Source organism: Streptomonospora mangrovi (assembly GCF_027604915.1).
GTDB classification, from domain to species: Bacteria; Actinomycetota; Actinomycetes; order Streptosporangiales; family Streptosporangiaceae; genus Streptomonospora; species Streptomonospora mangrovi.
The window spans coordinates 163,414-177,895 of record NZ_JAJAQC010000008.1 but is presented as its reverse complement, the minus strand read 5'-3'; the positions used below and the strand labels follow the sequence as shown (position 1 = coordinate 177,895).

General features: G+C 74.7%; 15 protein-coding genes. 10 read left to right on the top strand and 5 right to left on the bottom strand.

Annotation, left to right across the window (positions count from 1 at the left end; all coding sequences use genetic code 11):
- Nucleotides 1–10: 10 nt before the first annotated feature.
- The 5 genes from LG943_RS07030 to LG943_RS07010 form a co-directional block, all read right to left on the bottom strand.
- Complete coding sequence (locus tag LG943_RS07030; RefSeq protein WP_270071367.1) at nucleotides 11–799, bottom strand: ABC transporter ATP-binding protein; 789 nt, start codon at nucleotides 797–799, stop codon at nucleotides 11–13.
- 65 nt (nucleotides 800–864) lie between these two features.
- The gene (locus LG943_RS07025; protein WP_408648558.1) at nucleotides 865–1,689 is read right to left on the bottom strand and encodes an ABC transporter permease; all 825 of its coding nucleotides are present in this window, start codon (nucleotides 1,687–1,689) and stop codon (nucleotides 865–867) included.
- Nucleotides 1,686–2,534 carry an ABC transporter permease gene (locus LG943_RS07020; RefSeq protein WP_270071366.1) on the bottom strand — a complete coding sequence of 283 codons (849 nt, stop codon included), beginning with the start codon at nucleotides 2,532–2,534 and terminating at the stop codon, nucleotides 1,686–1,688. The genes LG943_RS07025 and LG943_RS07020 overlap by 4 nt, the downstream gene beginning before the upstream one ends.
- On the bottom strand, nucleotides 2,531–3,481 hold the full coding sequence (locus LG943_RS07015) for an ABC transporter substrate-binding protein (protein ID WP_333486331.1): 951 nt from the start codon (nucleotides 3,479–3,481) through the stop codon (nucleotides 2,531–2,533). The genes LG943_RS07020 and LG943_RS07015 overlap by 4 nt, the downstream gene beginning before the upstream one ends.
- 95 nt (nucleotides 3,482–3,576) lie before the next feature.
- A complete protein-coding gene (locus tag LG943_RS07010; protein ID WP_270071364.1) occupies nucleotides 3,577–4,707 on the bottom strand; it encodes a 5-methyltetrahydropteroyltriglutamate--homocysteine S-methyltransferase in 1,131 nt (376 codons plus the stop codon).
- Between the two features lie 482 nt (nucleotides 4,708–5,189).
- Between LG943_RS07010 and LG943_RS07005 the strand changes: the two genes are divergently transcribed.
- The 10 genes from LG943_RS07005 to LG943_RS06960 all read left to right on the top strand — a co-directional run bounded on the left by LG943_RS07005 (nucleotide 5,190) and on the right by LG943_RS06960 (nucleotide 14,337).
- Nucleotides 5,190–5,999 (top strand): IclR family transcriptional regulator, encoded by an 810-nt coding sequence (locus tag LG943_RS07005; protein ID WP_270071363.1) that lies wholly within the window; start codon nucleotides 5,190–5,192, stop codon nucleotides 5,997–5,999.
- A gap of 115 nt (nucleotides 6,000–6,114) precedes the next feature.
- Nucleotides 6,115–6,939 carry a CoA transferase subunit A gene (locus tag LG943_RS07000; protein WP_270071362.1) on the top strand — a complete coding sequence of 275 codons (825 nt, stop codon included), beginning with the start codon at nucleotides 6,115–6,117 and terminating at the stop codon, nucleotides 6,937–6,939.
- A 1-nt stretch (nucleotide 6,940) separates the two neighbouring features.
- Entirely contained in the window at nucleotides 6,941–7,699 is a 759-nt protein-coding gene (locus LG943_RS06995) for a CoA-transferase subunit beta (protein WP_270071361.1), read from the top strand.
- 104 nt (nucleotides 7,700–7,803) lie between these two features.
- Nucleotides 7,804–8,979 carry a thiolase family protein gene (locus LG943_RS06990; protein WP_270071360.1) on the top strand — a complete coding sequence of 392 codons (1,176 nt, stop codon included), beginning with the start codon at nucleotides 7,804–7,806 and terminating at the stop codon, nucleotides 8,977–8,979.
- 40 nt (nucleotides 8,980–9,019) lie between these two features.
- Nucleotides 9,020–9,757 carry a protocatechuate 3,4-dioxygenase subunit beta gene (pcaH, locus tag LG943_RS06985; RefSeq protein ID WP_270071359.1) on the top strand — a complete coding sequence of 246 codons (738 nt, stop codon included), beginning with the start codon at nucleotides 9,020–9,022 and terminating at the stop codon, nucleotides 9,755–9,757.
- Nucleotides 9,757–10,320 carry a protocatechuate 3,4-dioxygenase subunit alpha gene (gene pcaG / locus LG943_RS06980; RefSeq protein ID WP_270071358.1) on the top strand — a complete coding sequence of 188 codons (564 nt, stop codon included), beginning with the start codon at nucleotides 9,757–9,759 and terminating at the stop codon, nucleotides 10,318–10,320. Before pcaH ends, pcaG begins: the two co-directional genes overlap by 1 nt.
- A 27-nt stretch (nucleotides 10,321–10,347) precedes the next feature.
- Nucleotides 10,348–11,754: a 3-carboxy-cis,cis-muconate cycloisomerase gene (gene pcaB, locus LG943_RS06975; protein WP_408648557.1), complete on the top strand. Its 1,407-nt coding sequence runs from the start codon at nucleotides 10,348–10,350 to the stop codon at nucleotides 11,752–11,754.
- Nucleotides 11,751–12,569, top strand: a complete 819-nt coding sequence (pcaD, locus tag LG943_RS06970; protein ID WP_270071357.1) for a 3-oxoadipate enol-lactonase — start codon at nucleotides 11,751–11,753, stop codon at nucleotides 12,567–12,569. Before pcaB ends, pcaD begins: the two co-directional genes overlap by 4 nt.
- Complete coding sequence (pcaC, locus tag LG943_RS06965; protein ID WP_270071356.1) at nucleotides 12,566–12,997, top strand: 4-carboxymuconolactone decarboxylase; 432 nt, start codon at nucleotides 12,566–12,568, stop codon at nucleotides 12,995–12,997. Before pcaD ends, pcaC begins: the two co-directional genes overlap by 4 nt.
- Nucleotides 12,998–13,158: 161 nt before the next feature.
- Nucleotides 13,159–14,337, top strand: coding sequence for a 4-hydroxybenzoate 3-monooxygenase (locus LG943_RS06960; RefSeq protein ID WP_270071355.1), 1,179 nt, complete (start codon nucleotides 13,159–13,161; stop codon nucleotides 14,335–14,337).
- Nucleotides 14,338–14,482 lie beyond the last annotated feature (145 nt).

Here is a 14,482-nt window from a genome sequence, read left to right as displayed (position 1 = left end):
GCGCCCCGGGTCAGTCGGCGGTGGCCGCGGCCTGCGGCCGGGCGGCGTTGCGGATCTCGGCGTAGATGTGGGAGCGAAGCTCGGCGAACCGGTGCTCGGCGCGGGTGCCGATCTGGTCGCGCTCCTCGGGCAGGTCCACGGTGACGTCGTCCTGGATGACCGTGGGCGAGGACGACATCACCAGCACCCGCTGGCCCAGGTAGACCGCCTCGTCGATGTCGTGGGTGACGAACAGGACGGTCATGTTGAACCGCTTCCACAGCACCCGGATGAGGTCTTCCAGGTCGGCGCGGGTCTGGGCGTCCACGGCCGCGAACGGCTCGTCCATCAGCAGCACGCGCGGCTCGTAGGCGATGGCCCGCGCGATGGCCACGCGCTGCTGCATGCCGCCGGAGAGCTGCCAGGGGTAGGCGCCGGCGAACTTGGTGAGGCCCACCGCCTCCAGCGCCTCGTCGGACAGCTCGCGGCGGCGGGCCGGCGCCAGCCGCTTCTCCTTCAGCGGCAGCTCGACGTTGTCGCGCACGCTCAGCCACGGGAACAGGCTGCGGCCGTACTCCTGGAACACCACCGCCATGTCCGGCGGCGGCCCGGCCACGCGCGTGCCGGCCAGCGTGACGGTGCCCGAGGTGGGCTGCATGAGCCCGGCGACGCACTTGAGCAGGGTCGTTTTGCCGCAGCCGGAGGGGCCGACCAGGCAGGCCAGCTCGCCGTCGCCGAGCGTGAAGGTGAGGTCGCGCAGGGCCTCGACGGAGCCGTGCTGGCCTGGGTAGATCTTCTTCAGTCCGGAGACGTCGAGCATGGGTGCCTTCTCGTGCGGAGCGGTGGATCGGGTCGGGGAGGGCGCCGGGGACGCGGCCATGGCGCTCACTCCCCCTTCGCCGCGGCGCGCACGCCGTGGTACCAGTTCAGGACGCGCCGCTCGACCAGGCCGAACAGCAGCGCCAGCAGGAACCCGAGCAGGCCCAGGAGCACGATGCCGCTCCACATCTCGGGGATGGCGAAGCCGCGCTGGAACTGGATGATGCTGTAGCCCAGGCCGCTGGAGCTGGCGAACATCTCGCTGATGACCATGAGGATGATCGCGATGGACAGCCCCTGGCGCAGGCCCGCCATGATCTGCGGGCTGGCCGAGCGCAGCACCAGCGTGGTCAGCCAGCGCCGGCCGCGGATGCCGTAGCAGCGGCAGGTGTCGATGAGCACGGGTTCGACGGCGCGCACGCCCTCGATGGTGTTGAGCAGGATCGGCCAGATCGCGCCGGAGACGATGACGGCGAGCTTCATCGAGGTGCTGACGCCCACGAGCAGCATCAGCAGCGGCACCAGCACGGGCGGCGGGATGGCCCGGAAGAACTCCAGGACCGGCTCGACCACCGCGCGCAGGCGCGGGGACAGGCCGAGCACGATCCCCAGGCCGACCCCCAGCACGCCGGCCAGGGCGAAGCCGCCCAGCAGCCGCGCCACGCTGGGCAGGACGTCCTCGAAGAAGCGCTCGGAGAACCACAGCTCGGCGAACGTGGCCGCGATCTCGCCGGGCGTGGGCAGGTAGTACAGCCCCGAGGTGATGCTGGCGATCCACCACACCGCGATGAGCACGGCGGGCAGCAGCACCACTTCGAGGACGCGCAGGCCGGCGCGCAGGACGCCGCCGCCCGCCGTGGCCCGCGCGGGGCGGGTGCTCTGGGCGCTCACGCGATCTCCTCTCCGCGGACCGAGACGTGCCAGCGCAGCGCGCGCCGCTCCAGGGCGCGCAGGCCGACGTTGACGGCGACGCCGAGGGCGCCGGTGGCGATGATCAGCGCGTAGACCAGGGCGGTGGCGCCGCTGGCCTGGGCGACGGCGATCTGCTCGCCGAGGCCGGGGGTGCCGATGATGAGCTGGCCGGTGACGGCGAGGATCAGCGCGACCGAGGCGCCCAGCCGCAGCCCGGTCAGCAGGTAGGGCAGCGCCGAGGGCCAGGCGACGTAGCGCAGCCGCGCGAAGCGGCCCAGCCCGTAGGAGCGGGCGGTCTGCTCGGCCACGGGGTCGATGTCGCCCACCCCGTAGAGGACCTGGATGTAGATCTGCCAGAAGGCGGCGTAGATGACCAGCATCAGCGTGGAGGCCAGGTCGGTGCCGTACAGCAGGATGGCCAGCGGGATGAGCGCCACCGAGGGGATGGGCCGCAGGAACTCCACCGTGGAGGAGGTGAACCGGCGCAGCGCCGGCACGGCGCCCACGACGAACCCCAGCACGACGGCGGCGGCGAACGCGATGGCCAGGCCCAGGCCCCAGGCGACGAGGGTGTCCCAGACCGCGATCCAGAACTCGGGCAGCAGCACCCGTTCGCCCAGGGTCAGCAGGACCTCGGAGGCGGGCGGCAGGAACCGGCCGGGGATGATGCCCAGGCGGGGCACGGCCTCCCACAGCAGCAGGAAGCCCGCCACGCCCGCGGCGCCCAGCAGGAGGCGGTTGGGGGCCCGCTTGGGGGCGCGGGGCCCGCCCCCCGCCGCGGGGGCGGCGGAGGGGCGGGCCGGATCGGCGATGTCGGTGCTCATCGGTACAGTTCGTCCAGGTCGGGCTTGTCCTCCAGGACACCGTCGTGCACCATCAGGTCGGCCACGGCCTGGGTCGACTCCCGGTTGAGGTCGGTCGGCCAGGTCGGCAGCACGATCTCCTGGGCCACCGACTCCTCGATCTCGGTGTACTCGCCGAGGATCCGGCGCACCTCGTCGGGGTTGTCGTTGGCGTAGGTCAGGGACTCCTCCATGGCGGCGGTGAAGTTCTCCACCAGCTCGGGGTCCTCCTGGATCACCTGCTCGGTGGTGAAGTAGTAGGCCACCGACAGCGACTCGTGGGCGTCCACGAAGTTGGAGGCGATCTCGGTGGCGCCGCCGGCCTTGGCCGCCGTCAGGAACGGCTCGACCACCCAGGCGGCGTCCACGTCGCCCCGCTCCAGGGCCGCGGGCATCTCCGGGAACGGCAGCTCCACGAACTCGATGGTGTCGGAGTCGCCACCGGCCTGGCGCACCGTGTTGCGCACGGTGGTGTCGCCGATGTTCTCCAGGTTGTTCACCGCGATGGTGGCGTCCTCGAGGTCCCGGGGCTCGGCGATGTCGCTGCCCTCGGGCACCACGACCCCGCCGAAGTCGTTGCCCTCCTCGCCGGTGCTGGTGACGCCGTTGGCGACGATCCGCACCGGGAGGTCCTGCTCCTGGGCGACCAGCAGCGAGGTGGTGTTGCCGAAGGCGAAGTCGAACTCGCCGCTGACCACGCTGGGCACGGCCTGGGCGCCGCCGGTGGTGTTCTCGATCGTCAACTCGATGCCGTGCTTTTCGAAGATGCCCTGGTCGACGCCGAGGTGCAGCGGAGCGACGTCGACGATGGGGATGGCGCCGACGGTGATGCTTTGCGGGCCGTCTCCGTCACCACCGCCTTCACCGCCGCCCCCGCCGCAGGCGGAGGTGGCGAGCAGTGTGACCGTCGCGGCCACGGGGAGGATCATCCGGCGCATGGTGGGTCTCCAGTGGGTGAGTGGGGGTGAGGGGGTAGTGGGAATAGCGGGTCGGGGAGGCCCCGCGGGGTGAGCGGGGATGCGGGTCAACCCCACACCTCGGCCGCGGTCTCGACGATCAGCCGCAGCTTGGCGAACTGCTCGTCGTGGCTGAGCCGGTTGCCCTCCAGCGTGCTGGAGAAACCGCACTGCGGCGCGAGGCAGAGCTGTTCCAGGGGGACGTACCGGCTCGCCTCGTCGATGCGGCGCTTGAGGTCGTCCTTGCTTTCCAGGGCACCACGCTTGGTGGTGACCAGGCCCAGGACGACCTGCTTGCCGGGCGGGACGAAGCGCAGTGGTGCGAACCCGCCGGAGCGGGCGTCGTCGAACTCCAGGAAGAACCCGTCGACGCCGAGGGTGCCGAAGAGTTCCTCGGCGACGAAATCGTAGCCGCCTTCGGCCACCCAGGACGAGCGGAAGTTGCCGCGGCACAGGTGGGTGGTGACCCGCATGCCCTCGGGCCGCCCGGCCAGTGCCGCGTTGATCTGGGAGATGTAGCGTTTGTGCAGGTCGGTGCTGTTCTCGCCGCGTTCCTGGAGCATCGCGCGCTGGCGCGGGTCGTTGAGGTAGGCCAGGCTGGTGTCGTCCAGTTGCAGGTAGGCGCAGCCCAGCTCGCCCAGGCGCCGGATCTGCTCGGCGTAGGCCGCCGACAGGTCGCTCCAGAACTCCGCCGGGTCGGGGTAGACCGAGCGGTCGATCGCGGCCTGTCCGCCCCGGTAGTGGACCATGCTGGGCGAGGGGATGGTCAGCTTGGGCGTGGCCGTGGCGACCGTGTCGCGCAGGAAGGAGAACGCGTCGGCGAAGATCGTGTGCTCCAGCCCGATCCGGCCGGTGACCTGGAGCGCGGCGGGGGTGAAGCTGATGTCGCCCCGCTCGTTGTGGAACGTGACCTGGATCTCGTCCTGGGCGCGGGAGATTCCGCCGAGTTGGTAGATGAAGTCCATGTGCCAGGAGGCGCGGCGGAACTCCCCGTCGGTGGCCGAGCGCAGGCCGATCTCCTCCTGGGCGCGGACCGCCTCGACCACGGCGGCGTCCTCGGCGGCGCGCAGTTCGGCCGCGTCGATCAGTCCTCGGGCGTGGCGGTCGCGGGCCTCCCGCAGGGCGGCTGGGCGCAGGAGGCTGCCGACGTGGTCGGCGCGGAACGGCGGGGTCGGCCGCCCGAGCGCGGGCTGGGTCATGGTCTCCCGGTTTTCCCTTCGTCCTGTCCTGCCGCGCGCACCGGCTCGGGGGCGTCCGGCCGCCGCGGACCGGCGGCGGGCGGGGCCGTGCCGGGGACGCGGACGGCGAGCGCGCAGTCCAGTGCCGCTCGGCGCCGTCCCGTGCCGTCCGGTGCCGCCGGGGCGGGCCGGCGGCGACGGCGCCCGGTCCGTCGTGGGCGCGCACGCGAGGGGCGCACCTGCCGCGAACCTGTGTACGAAGTACGAACGAGCGTTCTTTGAGCGAACCTAGGTGACTGCGATCACCGACGTCAACCCCCCGCCCCCGGTTATGTCCCCCGGTCCTGGTAGGGATGGACACCTCCGCAGCCCTGTGCGGTATGAGAACATCGCCCCGAGGACCGGCGGCGGAGGGCCCACCCCCGCCGCCCCGCGCGGCGCCCCCGCCGCGCAGGCGCGCACCGCGCCGCGTCCGCCACCCGCGCACCGCATGTGGGGAGACCATGAGCACGGACCCGACCGCTGTCCAGCCCAAGCCCGAGCACTTCGTGCAGTCGCTGGAGCGCGGCCTCGCCGTCATCCGGGCGTTCACCGCCCAGCAGCCGTCGATGACGCTCAGCGACGTCGCCCGCGTGACGGGCCTGACCCGGGCCGCGGCCCGCCGGTTCCTGCTCACCCTGACCGACATGGGCTACGTGCGCACCGACGGCCGGATGTTCGCGCTGACGCCCAGGGTGCTGGAACTGGGTTACGCCTACCTGTCCTCGGCCGGACTTCCCGAGGTCGCCCAGCCGCACCTGGAGCGGCTGGCGGCCGAACTGCGGGAGTCGTCGTCGGTGTCGGTGCTCGACGGCGACGACGTCGTCTACGTGGCCCGCGTGCCCACCTCGCGCATCATGCACGTGGCCATCAGCGTGGGCACCCGCTTCCCCGCCTACGCCACCTCGATGGGCCGGGTGCTGCTGGCCGGCCTGCCCGAGCCCGAGATCGACGCCTACCTGCGCCGGGTCGAGATGCGCCGGCTCACCGCCTTCACGCTGACCACCCCGGCGCGGCTGCGGGCCGAACTGGAGCGGGTGGCCGCCCAGGGCTGGGCGCTGGTGGACCAGGAACTGGAGGAGGGGCTGCGCTCGGTGGCGGCGCCCGTGCGCGACCGCGAGGGCCGGGTGGTGGCCTCGGTCAACGTCTCGGCGCACGCCAGCCGGTCCACGGTGGAGGACATCCGGCGCGACCTGCTGCCGCCGCTGCTGGCCACGGCCGCGCGCATCGAGGCCGACCTCGACATCGCGCGGCGGGCCTCGGGCCAGGGCTGAGCCGCCCCGGCGGCCCCCGCGCCCGCTTCGGGACCCTTGACCCTCGGGACGACTGTCGGCAATGATGTGCGAACTAAGAACACGCATTCGCCATCCGAACAGATTTGGACCGCTCATGATCGTGCCGCTGGACGAGGGGGTCCGCGAACTCGTCCACGACGGGGACACGGTCGCGCTGGAGGGTTTCACCCACCTGATCCCCGTGGCCGCCGGCCACGAGATCATCCGGCAGGGCCGGCGCGACCTCACCCTCGTCCGGATGACCCCCGACGTGGTCTACGACCAGGTGATCGGCGCCGGCTGCGCCGCCCGCCTGGTGTTCTCCTGGGGCGGCAACCCCGGCGTGGGCTCGCTGCACCGCTTCCGCGACGCCATCCAGAACGGCTGGCCGCGCCCCCTGGAGATCGAGGAGCACAGCCACGCCGGCATGGCCAACCGCTACGTCGCGGGGGCCTCGGGCGTGCCGTTCGCGGTGCTGCGCGGCTACGCCGGCACCGACCTGGTCGACCAGACCCCCACCATCAAGACCGTGGAGTGCCCCTTCACCGGTGAGCGGCTGGCTGCCGTGCCCGCGCTCAACCCCGACGTCACCGTGATCCACGCCCAGCGCGCCGACCGCGCCGGCAACGTGCAGTTGTGGGGCATCACCGGCATCCAGAAGGAGGCCGTGCTGGCCGCGCGCCGCAGCCTGGTCACCGTCGAGGAGGTCGTGGACCGCCTGGAGCCGGTGCCCGGCCAGGTGCTGCTGCCCTCCCGCGTGGTCACCGCCGTCTCCGTGGTGCCCGGCGGCGCCCGCCCCTCCTACGCCCACGGCTACTACGCCCGCGACAACGCCGCCTACCAGGCGTGGGACGCCGTCAGCCGCGACCGCGACGCGTTCGCCCGGTGGCTGGCCGACGAGATCGGCGCGCCGGCGCCGCTGCCCGGAAAGGCAGGATGACATGACGACCGGCTACACCTCCGACGAGATCATGACGGTCGCCGCCGCCCGCTGCCTGACCTCCCAGACGGCGTGCTTCGTGGGCATCGGCCTGCCCAGCACCGCCGCCAACCTGGCCGTGCGCACCCACGCCCCCGGCCTGTGGATGATCTACGAGTCCGGCACCCTGGGCACCCGGCCCGACACCCTGCCGCTGTCCATCGGCGATGGCGTGCTCGCCGAGACCGCCGACACCGTGGTGTCGGTGCCCGAGGTCTTCAACTACTGGCTCCAGCCCGGCCGCATCGACGTCGGGTTCCTCGGCGCCGCCCAGATCGACCGCTACGCCAACATCAACACCACCGTCATCGGCGACTACACCGACCCCAAGGTGCGGCTGCCCGGCGCCGGCGGCGCCCCCGAGATCGCCGCCTCCTGCCGCGAGGTCGTGGTGATCGTGCGGCAGAGCCGGCGCGCGTTCGTGGAGCGGGTCGACTTCGTGACCTCGGTGGGCCACGGCGCGGGCCCCGGCGACCGCGAGCGGCTGGGCCTGCGCGGCGCCGGCCCCACCCGCGTCATCACCGACCTGGGCGTCCTGGAGCCCGACCCCGCCACCCGCGAGCTGACCCTGGTCCAGGTGCACCCCGGGGTGAGCGCCGAGGACGCGCGCGCCGCCACCGGCTGGGACCTGGCCGTGGCCCCCGATCTGGCCACCACCCCCGAGCCCACCCCTGAGGAGCTGAAGGTGCTGCGCTCGCTCACCGGAGCCGACGGGGTGTAGAAACGGCAGCGGCGCCGGCCGCGCCCGCCCGCCCCGGCCGCCACCCACGGCGCCGCCCGCGCCCGCGCCGGCGGCTCCCCCACCGCACAGAGAAGGCAGTGGACATGACCGACGTATACGTCCTGGACGCGGTGCGCACGCCCTTCGGCAAGTACGGGGGCGCGCTGTCCGGAGTCCGCCCCGACGACCTCGCCGCCCACGCCGTGCGCGGGCTGGTGGACCGCTCCCCCGGCCTGGACCCCGCCGCGATCGACGACGTCTACTTCGGCGACGCCAACGGCGCCGGCGAGGACAACCGCGACGTCGCCCGCATGGCCGCGCTGCTGGCCGGGCTGCCCACCTCGGTGCCCGGCGCCACCCTCAACCGGCTGTGCGGCTCGGGCCTGGAGGCGGTCATCGCCGCCAACCGCGCCGTGGCCGTGGGCGACGCCTCCCTGGTGGTGGCCGGCGGCGTGGAGTCGATGAGCCGCGCCCCCTGGGTGCTCCAGAAACCGGCCAAGGGCTTCCCCGCCAGCCACGAGACCCTGCACTCCACCACCCTGGGCTGGCGCATGGTCAACCCCGCCATGCCGGCGGAGTGGACGGTGTCGCTGGGCGAGGCCACCGAGCAGCTCGCCGAGCTGCACGGCGTGGGCCGCGCCGAGCAGGACGCCTTCGCGCTCCAGTCCCACGTCAACGCCGCCGCGGCCTGGGAGAAGGGCGTCTTCGACGCCGAGGTCGTGCCCGTGCCGGGCGTGGAACTGGAGCGCGACGAGAGCATCCGCGCGACCTCCCTGGACAAGCTCGCCGGCCTCAAGCCGGCCTTCCGCCCCGACGGCACGGTCACCGCCGGCAACGCCTCGCCGCTCAACGACGGCGCGGCGGCCCTGCTCATCGGCGACGAGGCGGCGGCCCAGGCCGCCGGCCGCGCCCCGCTGGCGCGCATCGTCAGCCGCGGGGTGGCCGCCGTGGAGCCGCACCGCTTCGGCATCGGCCCGGTCCAGGCCGCAGAGACGGCGCTGCGCCGCGCCGGGATCGGCTGGGCGGACCTGGCGGTGGTCGAGCTGAACGAGGCGTTCGCCGCCCAGTCGCTGGCCTGCCTGCGGCTGTGGCCCGAGCTGGACCCCGCGATCGTCAACCCCAACGGCGGCGCGATCGCCATCGGACACCCCCTGGGCGCCTCCGGCGCGCGCATCCTCGGCTCCCTGGCCCACGAGCTGCACCGGCGCGGCGGCGGCTGGGGCCTGGCCGCGATCTGCATCGGCGTCGGCCAGGGCCTGGCCGTCGTGCTGCACGCCTGACCCCCACCACCCCCGCAGACCGGGAGGAGGCACCGCCCCCATGAGCACCGACCCCACCACCCGCCCGGCGCCGCCCGCCTACGCGCGCGACGCCGAGGTGCACCCGCCGCTGGACTACCCCGGCTACCGCAGCACCGCGCTGCGCCACCCCAAGCGCGGCCTGCGGCTGCTGCCGCACCTGCTGACCGAGGTCACCGGCCCGCTGCTGGGCGAGGACCGCATCAGCGAGAACGACAGCGACCTCACCCGCCAGCACGACGGCGAGCCCCAGGGCCAGCGCATCATCGTGCACGGCCAGGTGCGCGACGGCGACGGCCGCCCCGTGCCCCACACCCTGGTGGAGATTTGGCAGGCCAACGCCGGCGGGCGCTACCGCCACACCGGCGACAACTGGCCCTGCCCGCTGGACCCCAACTTCTCCGGCGTGGGCCGCACCCTCACCGACGACCAGGGCCGCTACCGGTTCACCACGATCCGGCCCGGCGCCTACCCCTGGCGCAACCACGACAACGCCTGGCGGCCAGCCCACATCCACTTCTCCCTGTTCGGGCGGGCCTTCACCCAGCGGCTGGTCACCCAGATGTACTTCCCGGGCGACCCGCTGTTCTTCCAGGACCCCATGTGGAACTCCATCCCCGACGAGAAGGCGCGCGAGCGGCTGGTGGCGCGGTTCGACTACGCCAACACCGCGCCGGAGTGGGCGCTGGCCTACGAGTGGGACATCGTGCTGCGCGGCCGCGAGGCCACCGTGTTCGAGGACGAGGTGGACGAGGACTGATGGCCCGCTACGCGACCACCCCCTCCCAGACCGTCGGCCCCTACCTGCACATCGGGCTGCCCTGGCCCGACGGCCCCTTCGCCGTCGCCGAGGGCACGCCCGAGGGGGTCTGGATCCGCGGCGTCCTCTACGACGGCGCTGGCGCGCCCGTGCCCGACGGGCTCATCGAGACCTGGCAGGCCGACCCCGAGGGCCGGTTCGACCACCCCGACGACCCGCGCGGCGCGGTGGCCCGGCCCGGGTTCCGCGCGTTCGGGCGCTGCCCCACCGACGCCAACGGCGAGTACGGGATCTTCACCCTCAAGCCCGGCCCGGTGCCCGGCCCCGGCGGCACGCTCCAGGCGCCCCACATCGACGTGTCGGTGTTCGCGCGCGGCATGCTCCACCGCACGGTCACCCGCGTCTACTTCCCCGAGGAGGCCGCGGCCAACGCCGCCGACCCGGTGCTGTCGAGCGTGCCCGAGCCCGAGCGCGCCACGCTGGTGGCCCGACCCGCCGAGGACGGCTACCGCTTCGACATCCGCCTCCAGGGAGAGGATGAGACGGTCTTCTTCGATGTGTGAGGTCCACCGAGCTGCTGGGGAGGCGTCGTGACCGGTGCGCAGGCGGCGGTCGGCCTGTTCGGCGGCGTCTTCGCCGCCGGGCCGGCCGCCGAGGAGACCGGCGACCGGGCGTGGCTGCGCGCGCTGCTGGACGCCGAGGCGGCGCTGGCGCGCGCCCACGCCCGCATCGGGCTGGTGGCGCCCGAGCACGCCGAGGCGATCACGGCCGCCTGCGACCCCGACCGGTTCGACGCCGCCGCGCTGGGGGCCGCCGCCACCGGCGCGGGCAACCCGGTGGTGCCGCTGGTGGCCGAGCTGACCCGCGCGGTCGGCGGCGAGGCCGCTCGCCACATCCACCAAGGCGCCACCAGCCAGGACATCATGGACACCGCCGCGATGCTGGTGGCGCGCCGCGCGGGCGCGGCCATCTCCGCCGACGCCGCCGCGGCGGCGGAGTCGCTGGCGGGACTGGCCGCCGCCCACCGCGACACGGTGATGGCCGGGCGCACGCTCCTCCAGCAGGCGCTGCCCACCACCTTCGGACTGGTGGCCGCCACCTGGCTGACCGGGCTGGAGGAGTCCGTCGCGGCCCTGGAGCACGTGCTGGCCCACCGCGCCGCCGCCCAGCTCGGCGGCGCGGCCGGCACCCTGGCGTCGCTGCGCGGCGACGGGCTCGCGGTGGTGGCGGCGTTCGCCGCCGAGACCGGGCTGGCCGAACCGGACCTGCCCTGGCACACCGAGCGCGGCCGGATCGCCGAGCTGGCCGGCGCCCTGGCGCGGGTGTGCGGTGCGGTGGCCAAGCCGGCTGGCGACATCGCGCTGCTGGCCCAGACCGAGGTCGGCGAGGTGGTCGAGGCCGGCGGTCCGGGCACCGGCGGGTCCTCCACCCTGCCGCACAAGCGCAACCCGATCGCGGCCGTGCAGGCGGCGGCGTGCGCCCGGCGCGCACCCGGCCTGGCCGCGACCCTGCTGGGCGCCCAGGACCAGCAGCACCAGCGGGCCGCCGGCGCCTGGCACGCCGAGTGGCCTGCGCTGAGCGACCTGCTGCGCACCACCGGCTCGGCCGTGGCGTGGCTGCGCACCAGCCTGGAACGGCTGGAGGTCCGCCCCGAGGCGATGCGCGCCAACCTCGCCGCCTCGGGCGGGTTCCCGCTGGCCGAGCGGGTCACCACCGACCTCGCCGGGGAGCTGGGCCGCGGCCAGGCGCACGCCCTGGTCGCCGACGCCTGCGCCGAGGCCGCGCGCGCGGGCCGCCCGCTGGAGGAGGTGCTGGCCGAGCGCCTGGCGGGCCGCCGCGACCGCGCGCGCATCGCCGCGCTGCTGGACCCGGCCGGCTACCTGGGCTCGGCCGCGCCGCTGATCGACCGCGCCCTGGCCGCCCACCGGCGGCGCGCCGCCGAGCGGGCCGCGCGCCCGCCGGCCGCAACGACGCCGAGGAGGGACGAAGCACGGTGAACGCCGAGACCGTCGAGGTGCACCACGTGGCCGAGGGGCCGCCCGACGCGCCGCTGGTGGTGCTGTCGGGTTCGCTGGGCAGCACGCTGGCGATGTGGGAGCCCCAGGTCGCCGCGCTGGCCGCCCGCTACCGGGTGGTGCGCTACGACACGCGCGGCCACGGCGCCTCCCCGGTGCCGCCCGGCCCCTACCGGCTGGCCGACCTGGGCGGCGACGTCCTGCGGCTGCTGGACCGCCTCGGCACCGAGCGCGCCCACTTCGCCGGGGTGTCGTTGGGCGGCATGACCGGTATGTGGCTGGCCGCGCACGCCCCCGAGCGGATCGACCGGCTGGCGCTGGTGTGCACGTCGGCGCGGATGCGCCCGCAGGACTGGGCGGCGCGCGCCGCCACCGTGCGCGCCTCGGGCACCGCCGCGATCGCCGAGGCGGTCGTGGACCGCTGGCTGACCCCCGGTTACGCCGAGCGCGAGCCGCGGACGGTGCGGTGGATGCGCGAGATGGTCGCGGCCACCCCCGCCGAGGGCTACGCCGGCTGCTGCGCCGCCATCGAGCACATGGACCTGCGCGGCGACCTGCCGCGCGTGACCGCGCCGACCCTGGTGGTCGGCGGCTCGGCCGACCCCGCCATGCCGCCCGAGCACGCCCGCACGATCGCGGCGGGGATCCCCGGCGCGCGCCTGCGCGCGCTGCCCGGCGCGCACCTGGCGAGCTGGGAGTGCGCGGCGGCGCTCAACGACCTGCTGCTCGCCCACTTCGGCGGCACCGCCCTGCCCGGCGGCGCCGAGGCGGGCACCGAGACCGAGGAGGCACCATGACCGTGGGCGACGACACCGCCCGCCGCGCCGAGGGCATGGCCGTGCGCCGGGAGGTGCTGGGCGACGCCCACGTCGACCGCGCCGAGGCGGCCACGACCCCGTTCACCGCGCCGTTCCAGGACCTGATCACCCGCTACGCCTGGGGCGAGGTCTGGACCCGGCCCGGCCTGGACCGGCGGACCCGTAGCTGCATGGTGCTGACCGCGCTCACGGCCAAGGGCCACTGGGACGAGCTGGCCATGCACGTGCGCGCGGCGCTGCGCAACGGCCTGACCGCCGAGGAGATCGCCGAGGTGTTCCTCCAGGCGGCGATCTACTGCGGGGTGCCCGCCGCCAACAAGGCGTTCGGGATCGCCCAGCGCGTGCTGGCCGAGTCCGGCGCCGCGCCCGCGACCGGTCCGGCACCCGGGGACGGCCCCGCCCGCTGAGCCGGGGACCGCGTCCCGGCCCCGCCCCGCTCCCCCGCCCGCGCCATCCGCTCCACCCGCTCGACCCCCTCTGACTCACTGACCACCCACCTCTGCAAGGGAGGCAAGCGGCGCCCCCCGGCCGCCCCGCGCGGCCGGCGCCCGGTGCCGCGGACCCGGTTATGCGCACCCCCGTCGGCATTGTCGGAGCCGGCCCCGCCGGCCTGTTCCTCTCCCACCTGCTGCACCTGCACGGGATCGAGTCGGTCGTGCTGGAGCGGCGCGACCGCGCCTACTGCGAGAAGCGCCAGCGCGCCGGCGTGGTGGAGCACGGCGTGGCCGAGGCGCTGCGCGCCACCGGCCTGGGCGAGCGGATGGACCGCGAGGGGTTCGTGCACGAGGGCATCGAGCTGCGCTTCGACGGGCGCGGCCACCGCGTCGACTTCCCCGCGCTCACCGGGGGGCGCAGCGTGCTGATCTGGGCGCAGACCGAGATCGTCAAGGACCTCATCGCGCGCCGCCTGGCCGACGGCGGGCAGATCCTGTTCGAGGCCGAGGCCACCGCCATCGAGGACGCGGTGTCCGAACGGCCCCGGATCCGGTTCACGCGCGGCGGCGCCGAGGAGGTGCTGGAGTGCGACTACGTGGTGGCCTGCGACGGCTTCCACGGCATCGGCCGCGCCAGCCTGCCCGCCGAGGTGGTGCGCACCTTCGAGAAGGTCTACCCCTTCGCCTGGCTGGGGATCCTCGCCGACGTCGCGCCCTCCTGCGACGAGCTGATCTACGCCCACAGCGACCGGGGCTTCGCGCTGCACAGCATGCGCTCGGAGACGGTCAGCCGGCTCTACCTCCAGGTGCCCGCCGGCACCGACCCGAAGCAGTGGTCCGACGACCGGATCTGGTCGGAGCTGGCCGCCCGGTTCGCGCTGCGCGACGGCGGCTGGAGCCTGGCTGAAGGACCCATCACCGACGTGGGCATCACGCCGATGCGCAGCTTCGTCACCGAGCCGATGCGCCACGGGCGGCTGTTCCTGGCCGGCGACGCCGCCCACATCGTGCCGCCCACCGGCGCCAAGGGCCTCAACCTGGCGATGCGCGACGTGCTGCTGCTGGCCGAGGGGCTGCGCGCGTGGTTCGCCAAGGGCGACGCCGCCGGGCTGGACGCCTACTCGGCGACCGCGCTGCGGCGGGTGTGGCGGGCCGAGCACTTCTCCTACTGGATGACGACGCTGCTGCACCTGGACCCGGAGGGCTCGGAGTTCGACCGCCGGCTCCAGATCTCCCACCTGGAGCACATCGCCGCCTGCGAGCCGGCCGCCGCCGCGCTCGCGGAGAACTACACGGGGCTGCCGTCGGTGTGAAGCGGCGGGTGCGCGCCCGGCGGGAGGCGGCGGTCCGGTGCCCGCCCCGGCCGCCGGACCGCCGGACGGCCCCGCCGGGCGGCCGCGCCCCCGGGCCGGTGCGTGGGGCGCCGGCCCGGCGCGTTGCGACACCGCCACCCCGACT

Coding starts and splice junctions, on each gene's coding strand:
- LG943_RS07030 (WP_270071367.1), bottom strand. CDS start 799: ATGCTCGACGTCTCCGGACTGAAGAAGATCTACCCAGGCCAGCACGGC.
- LG943_RS07020 (WP_270071366.1), bottom strand. CDS start 2,534: ATGAGCACCGACATCGCCGATCCGGCCCGCCCCTCCGCCGCCCCCGCG.
- LG943_RS07015 (WP_333486331.1), bottom strand. CDS start 3,481: ATGATCCTCCCCGTGGCCGCGACGGTCACACTGCTCGCCACCTCCGCC.
- LG943_RS07010 (WP_270071364.1), bottom strand. CDS start 4,707: ATGACCCAGCCCGCGCTCGGGCGGCCGACCCCGCCGTTCCGCGCCGAC.
- LG943_RS07005 (WP_270071363.1), top strand. CDS start 5,190: ATGAGCACGGACCCGACCGCTGTCCAGCCCAAGCCCGAGCACTTCGTG.
- LG943_RS07000 (WP_270071362.1), top strand. CDS start 6,115: ATGATCGTGCCGCTGGACGAGGGGGTCCGCGAACTCGTCCACGACGGG.
- LG943_RS06995 (WP_270071361.1), top strand. CDS start 6,941: ATGACGACCGGCTACACCTCCGACGAGATCATGACGGTCGCCGCCGCC.
- LG943_RS06990 (WP_270071360.1), top strand. CDS start 7,804: ATGACCGACGTATACGTCCTGGACGCGGTGCGCACGCCCTTCGGCAAG.
- pcaH (WP_270071359.1), top strand. CDS start 9,020: ATGAGCACCGACCCCACCACCCGCCCGGCGCCGCCCGCCTACGCGCGC.
- pcaG (WP_270071358.1), top strand. CDS start 9,757: ATGGCCCGCTACGCGACCACCCCCTCCCAGACCGTCGGCCCCTACCTG.
- pcaC (WP_270071356.1), top strand. CDS start 12,566: ATGACCGTGGGCGACGACACCGCCCGCCGCGCCGAGGGCATGGCCGTG.
- LG943_RS06960 (WP_270071355.1), top strand. CDS start 13,159: ATGCGCACCCCCGTCGGCATTGTCGGAGCCGGCCCCGCCGGCCTGTTC.